This window comes from Amycolatopsis sp. NPDC052450 (genome assembly GCF_044547565.1).
Classification (GTDB): Bacteria; Actinomycetota; Actinomycetes; order Mycobacteriales; family Pseudonocardiaceae; genus Amycolatopsis.
Genome location: NZ_JBIUAQ010000019.1, coordinates 103,864 through 119,758, shown reverse-complemented (window position 1 = coordinate 119,758; position 15,895 = coordinate 103,864). Strand labels below are relative to the sequence as shown.

Genomic DNA, 15,895 nt, shown 5'->3' with positions numbered 1-15,895 from the left:
GGGCATTGCACCGGGTTACATTCTGGTCATCCGTACAGGTGATAGGTGGTTCGTGAAGTTCCAGGTGCTCGGCCCGCTCGCGGCCTCGGTCCCGCTGCCGTCGGCGGCTCAGCCCCGCCGGGTGCTCGCCGTGCTCCTGACCCGGCCGAACGAGTTCGTCCACCGGGACACCCTCGTGGACGAACTCTGGCCGCAGGGGCCGCCGTCGAGTGCCGCCGCGGTCGTGCAGATGGCGGTTTCCAAGCTGCGCAAGGCGTTGTCACCCGGCTTGCCGTCGGACGACGTCCGGCAGCGGCTCCGGTCCGGCCAGGGCGGTTACCGGCTGACGGTGTCGGAAGGGGAGCTGGACGTCACCGGCTTCTCGGAGCTGACCGCCGCGGCCGCGCGGGCGACCGGTGACGAGCGCGGGGCACTGCTCGAACGGGCGCTCGGGTTGTGGCGTGGCCGGGCCTTCGCCGACGTTCCGGCCGGTCCGCTGGTGGAGGCGCACCGCCTTTGGCTGGAGGATCAGCGGAGTTCGGTGCTGGGCAAACTCGTCGAGCTGGAACTGACGGCCGGTGACCACAAGGCCGTCGCCGACCGGTTGGGACCCGAGCTGACCGTCCGGCCCGCCGACGAACGCCTCGCCGGGTGGCTGGCGGAAGCGTTGCACGGGCTCGGACGGCGGGACGCGGCGCTGGCCGTCCTCGACCGGTGCCGCCACGCGCTGTGGGAGCACGCCGGTGTCTCACCGGGGGAAGAGCTGCTCGCGGTCCACCGCCGGATCGCCGGAACCGGGTGGTCGGCCGGCGGCGCGCCGTGCCGTCTACCGCCCGCGACGCCGGATTTCACCGGCAGGGCGACGGAATTGGCGGAAGTGGTCCGTGCGCTGCGAAGTCCCGCGCCGGTCGTGCTGCACGGGGCGGCGGGAGCGGGGAAGAGCACGCTGGCCGTCCAAGCCGCGTGGCGGGCGCGCAAGCGGTTCCCCGACGGGCAGCTCGTCGCCGACCTGCGGGAGACCGGCGACGTGCTCGTCGGGCTCCTTCGCGCGCTCGGCCTTGCGGAAGCGGAACTCCCCGCCGACCGGGCGGGACTGATCTCGTTGTGGCAGAGCCACACCGCGGACCGGCGGCTGCTGGTGATCCTCGAGAACTGCCGGTCCGAGGCCGAGGTGCGGCCGCTGCTGCCGAGCGGTCCCGGCTGCGCGACGATCGTCACGACGCGGCGGCGGCTGGCCGGGCTCGTCGGCGCCAAACCGGTCGAGGTCGGCGCGCTGTCCTACCCGGAAGCGCGGACGCTGCTCGGCGCCATCGCCGGAGAGACCCGGTTGTCCGCCGAACCCGACGCCGTCCGCCGGGTGGTGGCCTGCTGTGACGGCCTCGCGCTGGCGGTGCGGGCGGCGGGGATGAAGCTGCTGCTGCGGCCGAGGGTGAGCGTCGCCGAGTTCGCGACCCGCCTGGAGAACGAGCGCCTGCGCCTCGACGAACTCTCCGCCGGCGACCTGGCCGTCCGCCCGGTGCTCGCCGAAGCTCTTGCCGAGCTTTCGCCACGGCAGCGGAATTCCTTGCGCTTGCTCGGATTCCCCGGTGCCACCGAGATCGCCGACTGGTTCGCGGCGGCCATGCTCGGCTGTTCGCCGGACGAGGCGGCCGGACTGCTCGACGAACTGGTGGACGACCATCTGCTCCACGCCGGGCCCGACCGATCCGGCGTCCTTCGGTACCGGCTACCGGACCTCGTCCGGCTCACGCTCCGGGAGCCGCCCGACCCGGCGGCCCTCAACCGGGCGCTGACGGTCATGGCGGCGTTGGCCGAACACGCTTCCGCCGCCCTCGGCGATGGATACCCGCCGTCTCGACGGGATGACGCTCCCGCGGCGGCCTCGGATCGCGTCGCGGCCGATCCGATCGGCTGGCGTGTCGCGGAAACCGCGAATCTGGCGCTCGCCGTCCGGACCGCGAAGAGCCACGGCTGGACCGAGCTGACCGCGCGGCTGTCCGACGCCTACAGCGATCTCGTCGGACCGCGGAACGGCGGGTCGCCGGCCTGGGTCGGGTTCGGCATCGTGCGGGACCGCCTCGATCTCCCCGCGGAGGCGCGGAAACTGCTGAAACTCGGGCATGCCCACGCCGACGCGGGGGACTTGGCCCGGGCGAGGACCTGCTTCTCGCTGGCCGAGGCGAGATTCCGCGCCGCGGGTGACCAGCCGGGCACCGGGGCCGCGCTCGTCGCGCTCGCCGACGTCGACGCGGACTCTGGCCGGGCCGGTTCGGCGGTCCATGCCCTGCGGGAGGCGATGGACCTGTTGCGCGACTGCGGTGATCTCGCCGGGCAGGCGATGGCGTCGGCCCAGTTCGGCTCGCTGTGGGACGACCTGGGCGACTTCCGCCGGGCGAAGGAATGCTTCGAAGCGAGCCTGCTCCTTTCGCTTCATTGCGAGGACGGGCGGCAACACGACCGGTCCGCCAAACGGTACGCCGACGTCCTGCGACGGAACGGTCGCTTGGACGAGGCCGGCGAGCTGCTGACGAGCGCCCTGCTCGGCACCCGTAGCTCGCGCGAACGCCATTGGGAGGCGCACGTCCTCCGCAGTTTCGGGGATCTCCACGCGAAAACCGGCGACGCGGGGGAGAGCGAACGGTGTCTTTCGCGGTCACTGGAGCTGTTCGAGGATGTCGGGCACCTGCACGCCATCGCCTACACGCATCGAAGCTTCGGTGAATCGCTGCGTCTGGCGGGTGAGCATGGCCGGGCCGCCGAGCATCTCGGCCTCGCGATGAGTACGTTCCGCGAGCTCGGAGACCGGCGCGGCGGCGGATATGCCTTGCTGAGCTTCGGGCGTCTGCGCGCCGACGAAGGCGTCGCGACCGAAGCCGCCGAAGGGCTCCGCACCGCGGCGGGGCTGTTCCGGGAGCTGGGCTTCCCGGTCTGGGAACTGCGTGCGCTCCGGGACCTTTCCGCCGTGGACAGGAGCGGGCGCCAGCGGGATCGGGCTCGTGAAGCCTTGACGAAGATCCGCTCCAGGGTGACTCCCGCATAGCCCGGCGAAGGAGTACCGGCGACGGCGTTTGGCGAAGTTATGGCGACGGCGTGTTGACTGCCGCTCAGGCGAGCGGATTTCGCGCCGTCCCGAAATCGCGGGACTGGGGGTGGCGGCGCGTACTCGTGGCCGGGTGACGCCTTCCGAGGGCAGGAGGCGTCACCCGGTTCGACGGCTAGCCGCCGCGGACGTGCAGGAGCACGTCCGCGTCGCCGAGAATCCCTTGGTCGAGCGGGAAGTAGCCCTGCCGCGGAGTGGGATCGGTCCGGACGCTCGCGGGCGGGACGTCGGAGGCGGGAAGCAGGCCCCAAGCCGTGGTGACGTGTTTCTGAAGGAAGCCTTCGTAGGTGTCGGGCTCCGGCTCTTGAAGCGCTATGGCCTCGCTTCGGCCCAGGCTGGTCGCGACGAAGGTGTAGCGATCGCCGAGCAGTGGCGCCACCAGCGCACCGGCGGGGAACCAGTGCGTCTCCGTTCCGGCCACGCGCATCGTGCTCGATTGACGGCGCAGGTGGAGATTGTGGGCGAAGACCAGCGTCCTGCCACGAACGGCTTCGGCAGCGCGGATGTCCAGCAAATTCCGCGCCATGATGGCATCCCTGGTGGCGACAAGGGGCGCGTACCGCTCGTGCGGCTCGAGAGGTTCGGCGCATTGCCGGTGGTAGCGCAGCAGATCGATGCCTGCCATGAGGTGGACCTCCGCCCGCGACCAGCCGTCCGTCACCGGCCCCGGTTTCCGGGAGCGGAGCGCGTCGAGCAAGTCGGCCGCGATCGCTCGCAGCCGGTAGGCGTCGGCCGTGGCGCCGGGCGACGAAGCCGCGTCCATGACGGCTTCGGTGCGGCTCCAGCGGTCGTCGTCACCGGCCGGGCCCGCGATGTCCACGTCGTACTCCAGGAAGTCGCGGGCGTATTCGAGGTAGCGCCGCGGGCTGGGCGCGGAGGTGTTCTCGGTCTGGGTGTCGAAGCCGTGGAACGAAAGCTGCTCTTCGGGAGGCCGGTTTTCGTTGTACTCGCGCATCCACGCGATCAGTCGCCTGTTCGCCTCCACCCCACCGAAGACGTGTGTGAAGCCTTCGCTCATGGCCAGGTCGAGGGATCCGGTGCCGTCTCGGACGAAGTCGTTCGCGACGAGCGCGGCAACGCGATCCGTCTCGAGGGCGATCGACCGGAAACCGCGGTCGACGAGCTGGGCGAACAGCTCGTTGCGGACGTCGGCGAAGACCGGGGTCGCGTGCGTCGGTTCGCCCAGGGCGAGCAGGTCACAGGAAGGGGTCACGAAGTCTCGGATGTCTTGACTCATGAGGTTCAAGCGTATCGTTGATCCTTCGGTTGAAACTTCCCCTGCTTCTGGGCAGGTGATGGTTGGCAAAGCTTCAAATCGATCATCAGGTGGTTCCGATGGGCTCGTGAGTGGTGAGGACGTACTGCTGGTGCGCGGACGGCGTTTTCGCGTGACTGGACGGACGACACACGTGCTTGGCGGGACGACACGCGTGTTCGGGTGGACGACTCGTGTCGTCCATCCAGTCACGCGTGTCGTCCGCCGGATCACGTGTGTCGTCCGGTCAGTCACGTGACATCGCCAGTACTGGACCTCGTGAGTGGACGGTCAAAGCCAAGGGTGCCTTAAGTGCCTACGTGGTTTCGGCTGCGGTTGATGCCGGGCCCCGGTCCGTGAAGGTCTCCAGTCAGGTGCTCACGTGAGTTCTCGCGGTCGTGGGGATGTCGTGAAGGGCACCTTTGAGACCTTCATCGTCTCAACGGTGCCCGTCAGGACATAAGAGCTGGCCGCGACACGTCACCGTGCCACCTCGCTCCTGGCGTCACCCGCCGTGAGAGGCGCGCAGGCGACAGTGGTCGCCTGCCGTACCGCAACAAATCCACTTCCGAATAACTCGCCCGCATTTCCTTCTTCCGCTATAAACTTTAAAGAACCCTTCGCACGCGAAGGCGCTTCGCTTGCGAAGTAGCGCTTCGCGCAAATGCGCGAGCGCAAGTTATCAGCAGTTGAGGTGAATTACCGCGTGGCAATCACCGCGCGGCCGGAGTTCGGCCCTACTTTGGCCCGCATGGTTGAGAAGGATTCGACGGCGCGGACCCGGGAACTGGGCCACCGCATGAGGGCGTTCCGGCAGCGCAGGCACTTCAGCGGAGCCGACGTCAGCCGCCGTAACGGCTGGTTGCAGAGCAAGGTCACGAGGTGGGAACAAGGGCTGCGCGAGCTGTCCGTAGTGGACGCGGCGCTGTATCTCGCGACCTGCGGCGAGGCGGAGCCCGAGCGTGACCTGCTGCTGGAATTGACGCAGCCCGGCGGAGACCTGTACTGGGTGCGGCCGTACTTCGACGAGCTCGTCGACCCGATGAAATCCCTGGCTATCCAAGAGAATCTCGCGCACACGCTGGTCCGCTACGAGTCGTTGACCCTCCCCGGGCTGTTGCAGACCGAGCCGTACGCCCGCACCGCCTTCGAGCTGATCGGCAACCGCGACCAGGCGCAGCTGGACACGGTCGTGAACGCGCGGATGGACCGGCAGCGGTTGCTGCAGCGGGACCGGCCGCCGAAGTGCCGGTTCTACGTCCACGAGCGCGCGCTGCGATCGGTCATCGGCGGTCCCCGGATCATGCACGAGCAACTGCTCCACCTCGTCCTGTCGGCGAACCTGCCCTATTGCTCCATTCGTATCGTCCCCGAAAGCAACGAGGTGAGCAGAACAATCGAGAATTCTTTCACCATCATGGAATTCACCGAACATCCGGCGGTGGTGTACACGGATTCCTACGCGGCCGGAGTGTTCGTCGACGATCGGGTGGCGGTCGAGGCGTATTATTCACTCGTCGCGCGCCTGGAAAGCGATTCCTTGACCGAGGAGCGGTCACGCCAGCTGCTCGCCGAATGGGCGGACCGGTACGACCGGATGGAGGAGTGACGCTGACGAGGTTTCCCACGGCGGCTTCCTGGGGTAATCCTTCCTGTAACCGAGGAGAAGGAGTTCGTGGTGTCGAAGACGCAGGGTGGTGCCCCGGTCGCCGAGGCGGAGATCGAGCGGAAGTACGACCTGGCGGCCGACAGGCCCATCCCGCGCCTGGTCCCGGTCGGTCCCGTGACGAACCAGGCCGATCCGAGGGTCGACCTCCTCGACGCCACGTACTTCGACACTCCCGACTTCCGGCTCGCGCAGGCGGGTATCACGCTGCGGCGGAGGCTCGGCGGAAGCGACGAGGGCTGGCACCTCAAGCTCCCTGTCGGTGAGGACAGGCGCGAGGAACTCCGGCTCCCGCTGGGCGGCAAGCCGGACAAGGTGCCCGGCGGGCTGGCGAGACTGGTCCGGGCGCACACTCTCGGCGCCAAACTCGTCCAGGCCGCGCATCTGCGCACCGAGCGCACGTCGTACGCCTTGCTCGACGCCGAGGGCCGCGAGCTGGCGACGTTGACCGACGACGTCGTCACCGGTGAGGCCGGTGGGGACAAGGCGCACCTCGACCGCTGGCGGGAGATCGAGATCGAGCTCTCGCCCGGCGCCGATCCCGCCGTGCTCGACAGTCTCGACCAGGCTGTCGTGAGCGCGGGTGCGGAGCGGTCGAGGTGGCCGTCGAAGCTTCGGCGGCTGACCGACGAACTCGTGCCCTCGGCGCGGGGCGCGTCCGGGTCGGTGCTGGCGGACTATCTCGCCGAGCAGCTGGATGTGCTGCGACGCAACGACATCGGGGTGCGCCGGGACGCCGACGACGCGGTGCACCAGATGCGGGTCGCGAGCAGGCGGCTGCGCAGCGGCTTGAAGACCTTTGGCCGCTCGTTCGACGCCGACGTCGCGAACGGGCTCGCCGCCGAACTCCGCTGGCTCGGCGGCGAACTCGGGCCGGCGAGGGACACCGAGGTGATGGCCGCACGCTTGCACGACGAGGTCAAGGCACTCCCGGCCGAACTGGTACTCGGCAACGTCGAGCAGCTGATGACCAGGCACTTCGCGCGCGAAGCCGAAGAGTCGAAGGCGCGCGCCATCCGGGCGCTCGACAGCAAGCGGTACACGGAGTTGTTGCGAGCGCTGGAAAAGCTCGTCGCCAAACCGCGGAAGATCAAGGAAGGCAAGAAGGAACTACGCAAGGCGGTCGCGCGTACGGACCGGAAGCTGCGCAGGGCCGTCGCCGCGGCGAGCGAGCTCGAAAGCGGCGCGGAGCAGGACGCCGCCTTGCACGAGGTGCGCAAGAAGGCGAAGCGCGCCCGGTACGCGGCGGACGCGGTCCGGCCGGTGACCGGCAAGAAGCTTCGAAAATGGCGAAAGAACGTCAAGGCGGTGCAAAGCACGCTCGGCACGCATCACGACCTCGTCGTCACCCGGGAGACCCTGCGGCTTCTCGGCCTCCGCGCCTACGCCGAGAACGAAAACGCTTTCACGTATGGCCTCCTGCACGGACGTTCCGTCGCCTCCGCCGAGGCCGCGCATCGGCGCTTCGCCGGAGAATGGCAAGAGTGGAGTAAAGGTTCTCGCCCGAAATGGCTCAAATGAAGTAGCCCGGGTTGACCTCTCGCCCTCGCTGAGTACGGTCGAGGGAACTTGGTGGTCTGGAGAGAGGCGCCCCCAATGTTGCCTGGCCAGCGCGTTCCCGGCGAACAGCAGCCCCTGGCCGTGACCACCCGCCGCCGGAAAGACGGCGTCGTCGTCCTCACCGCGGTGGGGGAGATCGACGCGGCCACCGTCGGACGGTTCCGTACCGAACTCACCGGCGCGTGTGTCATGGGAAAGCAGGTGATCCTGGACCTCTCCAGGGTCGGTTTCCTCAGCTGTGCGGGGCTGCACGCGCTCGAGGAGGCCAACGCCGTGGCGCCCCGGTTCTCGGTGATCGTGAAGACCCCGTTGGTGTCACGGATCCTGGACGTCAGCGGGGTCGGGGCCGATCTCGACGTCCGACGTGACGTGGAGGATCTGCAGGACATGGTCTAGGCCCCGTCGAGTTCGACCTCTTCGGCGCTGACGTCCGGCAGCAGGCCACGCCACCGCGGATTGCGCAGGCAGCCGGAGTCGGTCCAGCCGCCGAAGACGACCTCGCCGACGACGGTCGGGCGGGACCAGCGCGCGTCCCGCGCCTGTTTGTCCGGGACGGAGCGGAACGGGGATGTCTTGCGTTCCAACCGGATCAGCCGCCGGGACAGCTCCTCCAGTTCGTCGGCCGCGAACCCGACGCCGACGTTTCCGATGTACCGCAAGCCATCCTCGTGCGGGACGCCGAGCAGCAGCGAACTGAACGTGCCCGCCCGGCTGCCGCCACCCGGCCGCCAGCCGCCGAGCACCACTTGCTGGACCCTGGTCCCGGTGATGGAAAGCCATTCCCCGGTACGCCTTCCCGGGTGATACGCGGAGCCGGCGCGTTTGGCCACGATGCCGGCCAGCCCGTGTTCGCGGGCCGCTCGCGCGACCGCGCCACCGTCTCCGAGGTAATACCGGGTGACCTGCCAATGCGATCCGGCGAGCCCGAGTTCGCCGAGGAGTTCCCGCCGTTGGACATAAGGCGACTCGACGCAGGAACGGCCTTCCAGATGCAGCAGATCGTTCACCAGGTAGAACGCCGGATAGCGCGAGGTGAGCCGTTTCGCGGAAGCCTTCGTCGCCCGCGCGCGGTGCCCGAGGCCGTCCGGACTCGGCTTCCCGCCGTCGAAGACGACGATTTCCCCGTCGAGAAAGGCTTCCGTGGTACCGAGTTGCTCGCCGAGCCCGCGGAACTCGGGGTACAGACCGGTGACGTCGTCGCCTGAATCGTCGTACGCGGTGATCCGGCCCCCGGTCACGCGGATCAGGGTGCGGCGCCCGGACCAGTCGAATTCGTAGGCCCATTCCGCGTCTTCGGCGGTCGACGGGAGACGCCCCGGTCTGGTCAGCATCGGGGCGAGGAACGAAGGGAGTTCCGCGCGGCCGGGATCGGCGGGGTCGAGCCGTTTGAGCAGCCAGCCGCGATCCTTGCCGTCCTTCTTCACATTGAGGAAGAGGTATTTCCCGCGTGCTCGTTTCCCGTGGAAGACGACCTCGACCTTGTGGTCGTTGAAGTGCAGTGTTTCGTACCGGCCGGTGTCCCAGATCGTCATGGTGCCACCGCCGTATTCGCCGGCGGGTATCTCGCCTTCGAAGGTCAGGTATTCCATCGGGTGGTCTTCGGTGTGCACGGCGAGGCGTTCGAGATCCGGCGACATCGGCAGGCCTTTCGGCACCGCCCACGAGACCAGTACCCCGTCCCGTTCGAGCCGGATGTCCCAATGCAGGCTGCTCGCATGGTGTTCCTGGATGACGAAGAGATCGTCGGCCCCGGTCTCCCCATCGCGATCGGGAAGGGGTTCGGGTGTCCGCCCCGGTCTGCGCTTACGACGGTAATCGCCGAGTTTCTCCGCCATGGTCGGCCAGCGCACCCCTTTCCGGGTCGGGTCACGCAAGCCTAGCGCCGTTCACGGTCTTCCCGTGCGATGAAGGCCCCTTTTCCCGCGGTGAAAGCAGGAAAAGGGGCCTTCGTACCGATTTGGCTCAGTCGGTTTCGGCCAGTGCCTCCGCGAACTGCGCGGCGTAGAGCCGCGAGTACGCGCCCCCGGTGAGCAGCAGCGTTTCGTGATCGCCCTGTTCGACGATCGAGCCGTTCTCCATCACCAGGATGACGTCCGCGTCGCGGATGGTGGAGAGCCGGTGCGCGATGACGAAACTCGTCCGGCCCTCGCGCAGCGAATTCATCGCCCGCTGGATCAGCACCTCGGTGCGGGTGTCGACCGAACTGGTCGCCTCGTCGAGGATGAGGATCGCGGGTTTCGCCAGGAACGCCCGCGCGACGGTGATCAGCTGTTTCTCGCCGGTGCTGACCGTGCCGCCCTCGTCGTCGATCACCGTGTCGTAGCCGTCCGGAAGGGTGCGGACGAACCGGTCGACGTGGGTCGCCTTGGCCGCCGCCACGATCTCCTCCTGCGTGGCGCCCGTGGAACCGTAGGCGATGTTCTCGGCGATGGTGCCGCCGAACAGCCACGCGTCCTGCAGCACCATGCCGGTCTTGGCCCGCAGGTCCTCACGGTCCATCCCGGCGATGTCGACGCCGTCGAGGGTGATGCGCCCGCCGTCGAGTTCGTAGAACCGCATGAGCAGGTTGACCAGCGTGGTCTTCCCCGCGCCGGTCGGGCCGACGATGGCCACGGTGTGCCCCGGCTCGACGGTGAGCGACAGGTCTTCGATGAGCGGCGTGTCCTCGGTGTAGCGGAACGACACGTGCTCGAACTCGACCTGGCCCCGGAGCTTCTCCACCCGCGCGGGTTCGGCGGGCTCCGGCTCCTGCTCGTCCGCGTCGAGCAGCGCGAAGACCCGCTCCGCGGACGCGATCCCGGACTGCAGCAGGTTCGCCATGCTGGCGATCTGCGTGACCGGCTGGCTGAACTGCCGCGAGTACTGGATGAACGCCTGGACGTCGCCGAGCGACAAGGTCCCGGAGGCCACGCGCAGCGCGCCGATCACGGCCACCAGCACGTAGCTCAGGTTGCCGATGAACATCATCGCGGGCTGGATGGTGCCCGAGATGAACTGCGCCTTGAAGCTCGCGCCGTAGAGCGTGTCGTTGTGCTCGCGGAAGACCTCTTCGGCCTCCTCCCGGCGGCCGAACACCTTGACCAGCGAGTGCCCGGTGTACATCTCTTCGATATGCGCGTTGAGCCGTCCGGTGGTGGACCACTGCTTGATGAACTGCGGCTGCGCCTTCTTGCCGATCTTGGCCGCGACGAACACCGAAGCCGGCACCGAAAGCAACGCGACCAGCGCCAGTACCGGCGAGATGACGAACATCATCGCGAGCACACCGACGACCATCAGCAGCGAAGACACGATCTGCGAGAGCGTCTGCTGCAGGGACAGCGCGAGGTTGTCGATGTCGTTGGTCGCCCGGCTCAGCACCTCACCGCGCGGCTGGCGGTCGAAGTAGCTCAGCGGGAGCCTGGCGAACTTCTCCTCGATCCGCTCCCGCAGGTCGAACACCGCCCGCTGGACGAGGTTCGTGGTCAGCCTGGCCTGCAGCAACGAGAAGAACGACGCCACGATGTAGAGCAGCAGCACCCACATCAGGATCTGGCCGACGCCGTCGAGGTCGATGCGCTGGCCGGGGACGAAGTCGATTCCCGAGAACATGTCGGCGAGGGTGTTGTCACCTTCCGCCCGCAGCCCGGCGATGACCTGGTCCTTGCTCAGCCCCGGCGGCATGTCCTTGGCGACGACGCCCGCGAAGATGAGGTCCGTCGCCATGCCGAGGATCTTCGGGCCGATGACGCTCAGCGCGACGCTGATGACGCCGAACACGAGGATGCCGTACAGCAAGGCGCGCTGCGGTTGCAGCAGGCGCAGAAGCCGTTTCAGCGATCCCTTGAAGTCCAGGGCCTTCTCTGCGGGCTGTCCGCCCATGAAACCGGCCGGCCCACGGCCTGCACCTCCTGCGGGACCGGGACCCCGTGCCGCGCTCGCGCGCTCGCCGACCGGTTTGGCCGCCGTGTCCGAAGAGGACACTGTGGGCTCTGTTGACTCGGGCGCGCTCATCAGGCGGCCTCCTGCTCGGTCAGCTGGGACAGCACGATCTCCCGATAGGTTTCGTTACCGTCCATGAGTTCGGTGTGCGTGCCGCTGCCGACGACGCGGCCTTCGTCGAGCACGATGATGCGGTCGGCTTGGCGGATCGTGCTGACCCGCTGCGCGACGATGACCACGGTCGCTTCGGCGGTTTCGGCCACGAGCGCCCGCCGCAGCGCGGCGTCGGTCGCGTAGTCGAGCGCGGAGAAGGAGTCGTCGAAGAGGTAGATCTCGGGGCGCCGCACCAGCATCCGCGCGATCGCGAGCCGCTGCCGCTGCCCACCCGAGACGTTGGTCCCGCCCTGCGAAATGGGGGAGTTCAGCCCCTCGGGCATCCGTTCGACGAAGTCCTTGCCCTGGGCCACCTCCAGTGCGTGCCAGAGTTCCTCGTCGGTCGCGTCGGCCTTGCCGTAGCGAAGGTTGCTCGCGACCGTCCCGGCGAACAGGTACGGCTTCTGCGGCACCAGTCCGACGGCGTCGGACAGCACGGTCTGATCCAGTTCCCGGACGTCGACGCCGTCGACGCGCACCGAGCCGTCGGTGGCGTCCATCAGCCGGGGGATCAGGTTCAGCAGTGTGGTCTTCCCACTGCCGGTACTGCCGATGATCGCGGTGGTCTCACCGGGCCTGGCCAGCAGCGAGATCCCTTGCAGCACCGGCTTCTCCGCGCCGGGGTAGCGGAATTCCACATCGGACAGTTCGAGTCGTCCGTGCACTTCGCCGGGGCTGATCGGGTTCGCCGGGAGGACGACGCTGGTGTGCGTGTCGAGCACCTCGGTGATGCGCTCGGCGCTGACTTCGGCGCGCGGCACCATCATGAACATGAAGGTGGCCATCATGACCGCCATCAGGATCTGCATCAGGTAGGACAGGAACGCGGTGAGCGCGCCGATCTGCATGCTGCCGTCGTCGATGCGGAGCCCGCCGAACCACAGCACGGCGACGCTGGAGGCGTTCATCACGAGCATGACGATGGGGAACATCAGGGCCATGAGCCTGCCGACGACCAGCGAGACGTCCAGCAGGGCGGTGTTGGCCTCGGTGAACCGCCGCCGCTCGTGGGTGTCCTTGACGAAGGCGCGGATCACGCGGATGCCCATGATCTGCTCACGCAGGATCTGGTTGATCTTGTCGATACGCTCCTGCATCAGCCGGAACGCCGGCCGCATCTTCGCGATGATGACACCGACCGAGACGCCGAGGATCGGTACCGCGAGCACGAGCAGCCAGGAGAGGGTGACGTCCTGGTTCAGCGCCATGACGATGCCGCCGAAGCACATGATCGGCGCGGACACCATCAGGGTGAACGCCATCAACGTCAGCATCTGCACCTGCTGGACGTCGTTGGTGGTGCGGGTGATCAGCGAGGGCGTCCCGAACTGGCCGACCTCGCGGGCGGAGAAGTCCTGCACCCGGTGGAAGATCGCGCCGCGGACGTCGCGGCCGACCGCCATCGCGGTGCGGGCGCCGTAGTAGACCGCGCCGATCGAGCAGGCGATCTGGACCAGCGACACCAGCAGCATGACGCCGCCGACACCGAGGATGTAGTCGATGTCGCCCTTGACGACGCCGTCGTCGATGATGTCGGCGTTCAGCGTCGGCAGGTAGAGCCCGGCGAGGGTCTGGACGAACTGCAGCAGCACGATCAGCCACAGGTCTCGCCGGTACGGGCGCAGGTGAATGCGCAACAGCTTGGTCAGCACAACGGTTTCTCCCCCAGTGGTGGGTAGGGTGTTACTGCTTCTGCGGTTTCTGGCCGGTGAGCGAGGGGATGCCCGCCGCGGCTTCGCGCAGGAGGACGTCGAGCGTCTCCAGGAACGGCCTTGCTCCCTCGTTGATCAACCAGCTGAAGAACGCCGTCTTCACCGCGGACTCCACGATCGCCGCCATGAGCCGCGCGTTCAACGCGTTTTCCGCGCCCGCGCCCGCACGTTCGAGGATGGCGTCCGCCAGCACCTGTTCGACCTTGGCGTGCGCTTTGAGGAACTCGCCCTGCACCGACGGGTGCAAGAGCAGGGACCGCGCCAGCTCGACCGAGCCGCGATTCGGCTCGCCCAAGCTGCCATAGGCTTCCAGCGTCGCGGTGCCGACCGCCTCCCACAGTGTCTCTCCCGCGGGCCGCTCGCGCAGCGCCTCCCGCAGGAGTTCCTGCCGTTCGACGATGAACGAGCAGATCGCCTCCTCCTTGCTGGAGAAGTAGTTGTTGAACGTGCGGGGCGAGACCCCGACGGCGGTGGCGATGTCCTCGACGCGGACCTGTTCGACGCCCTTCTCCATGGCGAGCCTGAGTGCCGCCTCGCTCATGGCACGACGGGCCGCGCGCTTCTTGCGTTCGCGCAGCCCCAAGGGCGCGGGCGGATCGAGGGTCATGCGATCAGCCTAAGGAAAAATTGCGTGGCACGCAAATTTATGCGCAGTCCGCACTTTTCGGACATCCCCCGTGTCGCGAAACACTCAGATGCAGCCGAATGGCCTAGCGCGCCGCGCTCACCAGCCGTAACGCGTTCGTGACCAGGTCACTGCCAGCGGTTGGACGGAAACCGACTGTGGACACGGATAGTGACTTCTGCTTGCATGGCCGTCGTTGTGCTGGGGAGTGCGACACGGGTCCGGGTATGCGAAGAGAAAGAAGTGGAAGCACATGGTGACGCGGGCTCGAGGCTTGCTTGACCGCTCACGGGTTCTTCTGGACCGTTCCAGGGTCGCCGCGGCGCAGTTCCTCGCCGCACCGCCCAGGCACGCTCCGTCGGCTCCGCCGGTCGAACCGGCGGTGGAACAGCGGCCCGCCGTGGAAGCGCCGGACGCCGGTGCGCTCGCCGGCGTCTGCTCCAATGTCGCGCTGCGCGACCTCAACCTGCTCGACCAGCTGCTGGCCCAGCTGGAGACGATGGAGGCGGGGGAGGAGAACTCCGACCGTCTCGCCGAGCTCTACCGGCTCGACCACCTCGCGACCCGGTTGCGGCGCAACGCCGAGAACCTGCGCGTGCTCGCCGGCCGGGACGCCGACGACACGACCGCCGGGATCTCGTCCGTGCTCGACGTGATGCGGGCCGCGATGTCGTCGATCGACCACTACTCGCGGATCACGATCGGCCGCGTCGTTTCGCTCGGTGTCGTCGGCTTCGCCGCCGAAGACGTCAGCCGGATCCTCGCGGAACTGTTCGACAACGCGGCGAACCAGTCTTCGCCGAGTTCGCCGGTCAGCGTCAGCGCGCATCTCACCGAACAGGGGAGTGTGCTGATCCGCATCGAGGACGAGGGCATCGGCATGCCGCCCGAACGCCTCTCCGCGCTGAACGAGCGGTTGGCGGCAGGCCCGGTGCTCGACGACGATTCCGTGCGGCATATGGGACTCGCCGTCGTCGGCAGGCTCGCCGACCGGCACGAGATCACCGTCAAACTCGACCGCCGAACCCCGCACGGCACGGTCGCCACCGTGCTGCTGCCGGTCCCGGTGGTGTCGGAATTGGCCGAGAAGCAGTGGTCCGGTTCGCAGACCGTCGTGCTGCCGCAGACCAGGATCACCAACGGGGCACCGGTGGGCACCCCGGTCGCGACGCCGTCCGGGCTGCCGAGGCGCCGTCCCGCCCCCGCCCCCGCGGCGGAACCGGAACAACGGAAGCCCAGCCCGCGTCCGCGCACGGCCTTCGAGCCGCCCGCCGACGGCGGCACCACGGCCAGTGGCCTTCCGCGCCGGGTTTCCCGCAGTATCAGGACTTTGCCCGACGAACCGGCCCCGCCGACCACCCCGCCCGCCGACGCGGCGGACGGGCACGAGGCGCTACTGGCCGACCTCGATGCCTTCAGCGACGGCGAGCGTGCCGCTCTCGACGACCGGCACGAGCGTGAGACCGGAGGAAACACCCAGTGACCGCCCAGGACGCGACCACGGATTTCACGTGGCTGCTCGACGACTTCGTGCGCAAGGTGCACGGCGCCAGTCACGCGCTGATCATGTCCGTCGACGGTTTCCCCTTGACCGCTTCGGAATCGGTGACCAGTGACGACGCCGAACAGCTCGCCGCCATCGCGAGCGGCCTGCTCAGCCTCGCGGGCAACAGCGCCGCGTTGTTCGGCAAGGGCAACTGCGAGCAGATCATCATCCGGCTCACCCGCGGCTACTTCCTGTTCATGGGGATCGGCTCCGAGGCCGGGCTCGCGGTGCTCACCGAGCCGGACTGCGACATGAAGGTCGTCGCCTACGAGATGACCCAGTTCATCACCAACGCCGGTCATGCCCTCACCCCCGAGGTGCGAGCGGGACTCCGGCAGGTCCTGACCGCCCGACGGCCGCAGGCCTGAGAATCCGGAG

General features: G+C 68.2%; 11 protein-coding genes. 6 read left to right on the top strand and 5 right to left on the bottom strand.

What is annotated here, in order from left to right:
* The first annotated feature begins 52 nt into the window (after positions 1 to 52).
* Positions 53 to 3,019 (top strand): BTAD domain-containing putative transcriptional regulator, encoded by a 2,967-nt coding sequence (locus ACIHAO_RS27730; RefSeq protein ID WP_396562600.1) that lies wholly within the window; start codon positions 53 to 55, stop codon positions 3,017 to 3,019.
* Positions 3,020 to 3,194: 175 nt separating this feature from the next.
* On the opposite strand, the gene ACIHAO_RS27725 is transcribed toward ACIHAO_RS27730, so the two are convergent.
* Positions 3,195 to 4,316 carry an erythromycin esterase family protein gene (locus ACIHAO_RS27725; protein ID WP_396562598.1) on the bottom strand — a complete coding sequence of 374 codons (1,122 nt, stop codon included), beginning with the start codon at positions 4,314 to 4,316 and terminating at the stop codon, positions 3,195 to 3,197.
* 769 nt (positions 4,317 to 5,085) lie between these two features.
* On the opposite strand from ACIHAO_RS27725, the gene ACIHAO_RS27720 reads away from it, so the two are divergent.
* The 3 genes from ACIHAO_RS27720 (at position 5,086) to ACIHAO_RS27710 (ending at position 7,956) form a co-directional block, all read left to right on the top strand.
* Positions 5,086 to 5,943, top strand: a complete 858-nt coding sequence (locus tag ACIHAO_RS27720) for a helix-turn-helix domain-containing protein (protein ID WP_396562596.1) — start codon at positions 5,086 to 5,088, stop codon at positions 5,941 to 5,943.
* Between the two features lie 66 nt (positions 5,944 to 6,009).
* Positions 6,010 to 7,521: a CHAD domain-containing protein gene (locus ACIHAO_RS27715; RefSeq protein WP_396562594.1), complete on the top strand. Its 1,512-nt coding sequence runs from the start codon at positions 6,010 to 6,012 to the stop codon at positions 7,519 to 7,521.
* Positions 7,522 to 7,596: 75 nt separating this feature from the next.
* Entirely contained in the window at positions 7,597 to 7,956 is a 360-nt protein-coding gene (locus tag ACIHAO_RS27710; RefSeq protein WP_396562592.1) for an STAS domain-containing protein, read from the top strand.
* Here ACIHAO_RS27710 and ACIHAO_RS27705 read toward each other — a convergent pair.
* The 4 genes from ACIHAO_RS27705 to ACIHAO_RS27690 all read right to left on the bottom strand — a co-directional run bounded on the left by ACIHAO_RS27705 (position 7,953) and on the right by ACIHAO_RS27690 (position 13,953).
* A complete protein-coding gene (locus tag ACIHAO_RS27705) occupies positions 7,953 to 9,410 on the bottom strand; it encodes a DNA polymerase ligase N-terminal domain-containing protein (protein WP_396562654.1) in 1,458 nt (485 codons plus the stop codon). The two genes, ACIHAO_RS27710 and ACIHAO_RS27705, sit on opposite strands and share 4 nt — an antisense overlap.
* A 112-nt stretch (positions 9,411 to 9,522) precedes the next feature.
* On the bottom strand, positions 9,523 to 11,553 hold the full coding sequence (locus ACIHAO_RS27700) for an ABC transporter ATP-binding protein (protein WP_396562590.1): 2,031 nt from the start codon (positions 11,551 to 11,553) through the stop codon (positions 9,523 to 9,525).
* On the bottom strand, positions 11,553 to 13,286 hold the full coding sequence (locus tag ACIHAO_RS27695; protein ID WP_396562587.1) for an ABC transporter ATP-binding protein: 1,734 nt from the start codon (positions 13,284 to 13,286) through the stop codon (positions 11,553 to 11,555). The genes ACIHAO_RS27700 and ACIHAO_RS27695 overlap by 1 nt, the downstream gene beginning before the upstream one ends.
* A 31-nt stretch (positions 13,287 to 13,317) precedes the next feature.
* Positions 13,318 to 13,953 carry a TetR/AcrR family transcriptional regulator gene (locus tag ACIHAO_RS27690; protein WP_396562585.1) on the bottom strand — a complete coding sequence of 212 codons (636 nt, stop codon included), beginning with the start codon at positions 13,951 to 13,953 and terminating at the stop codon, positions 13,318 to 13,320.
* Between the two features lie 271 nt (positions 13,954 to 14,224).
* On the opposite strand from ACIHAO_RS27690, the gene ACIHAO_RS27685 reads away from it, so the two are divergent.
* Positions 14,225 to 15,454: a sensor histidine kinase gene (locus ACIHAO_RS27685; protein WP_396562583.1), complete on the top strand. Its 1,230-nt coding sequence runs from the start codon at positions 14,225 to 14,227 to the stop codon at positions 15,452 to 15,454.
* A complete protein-coding gene (locus ACIHAO_RS27680) occupies positions 15,451 to 15,885 on the top strand; it encodes a roadblock/LC7 domain-containing protein (RefSeq protein ID WP_396562581.1) in 435 nt (144 codons plus the stop codon). The genes ACIHAO_RS27685 and ACIHAO_RS27680 overlap by 4 nt, the downstream gene beginning before the upstream one ends.
* Positions 15,886 to 15,895 lie beyond the last annotated feature (10 nt).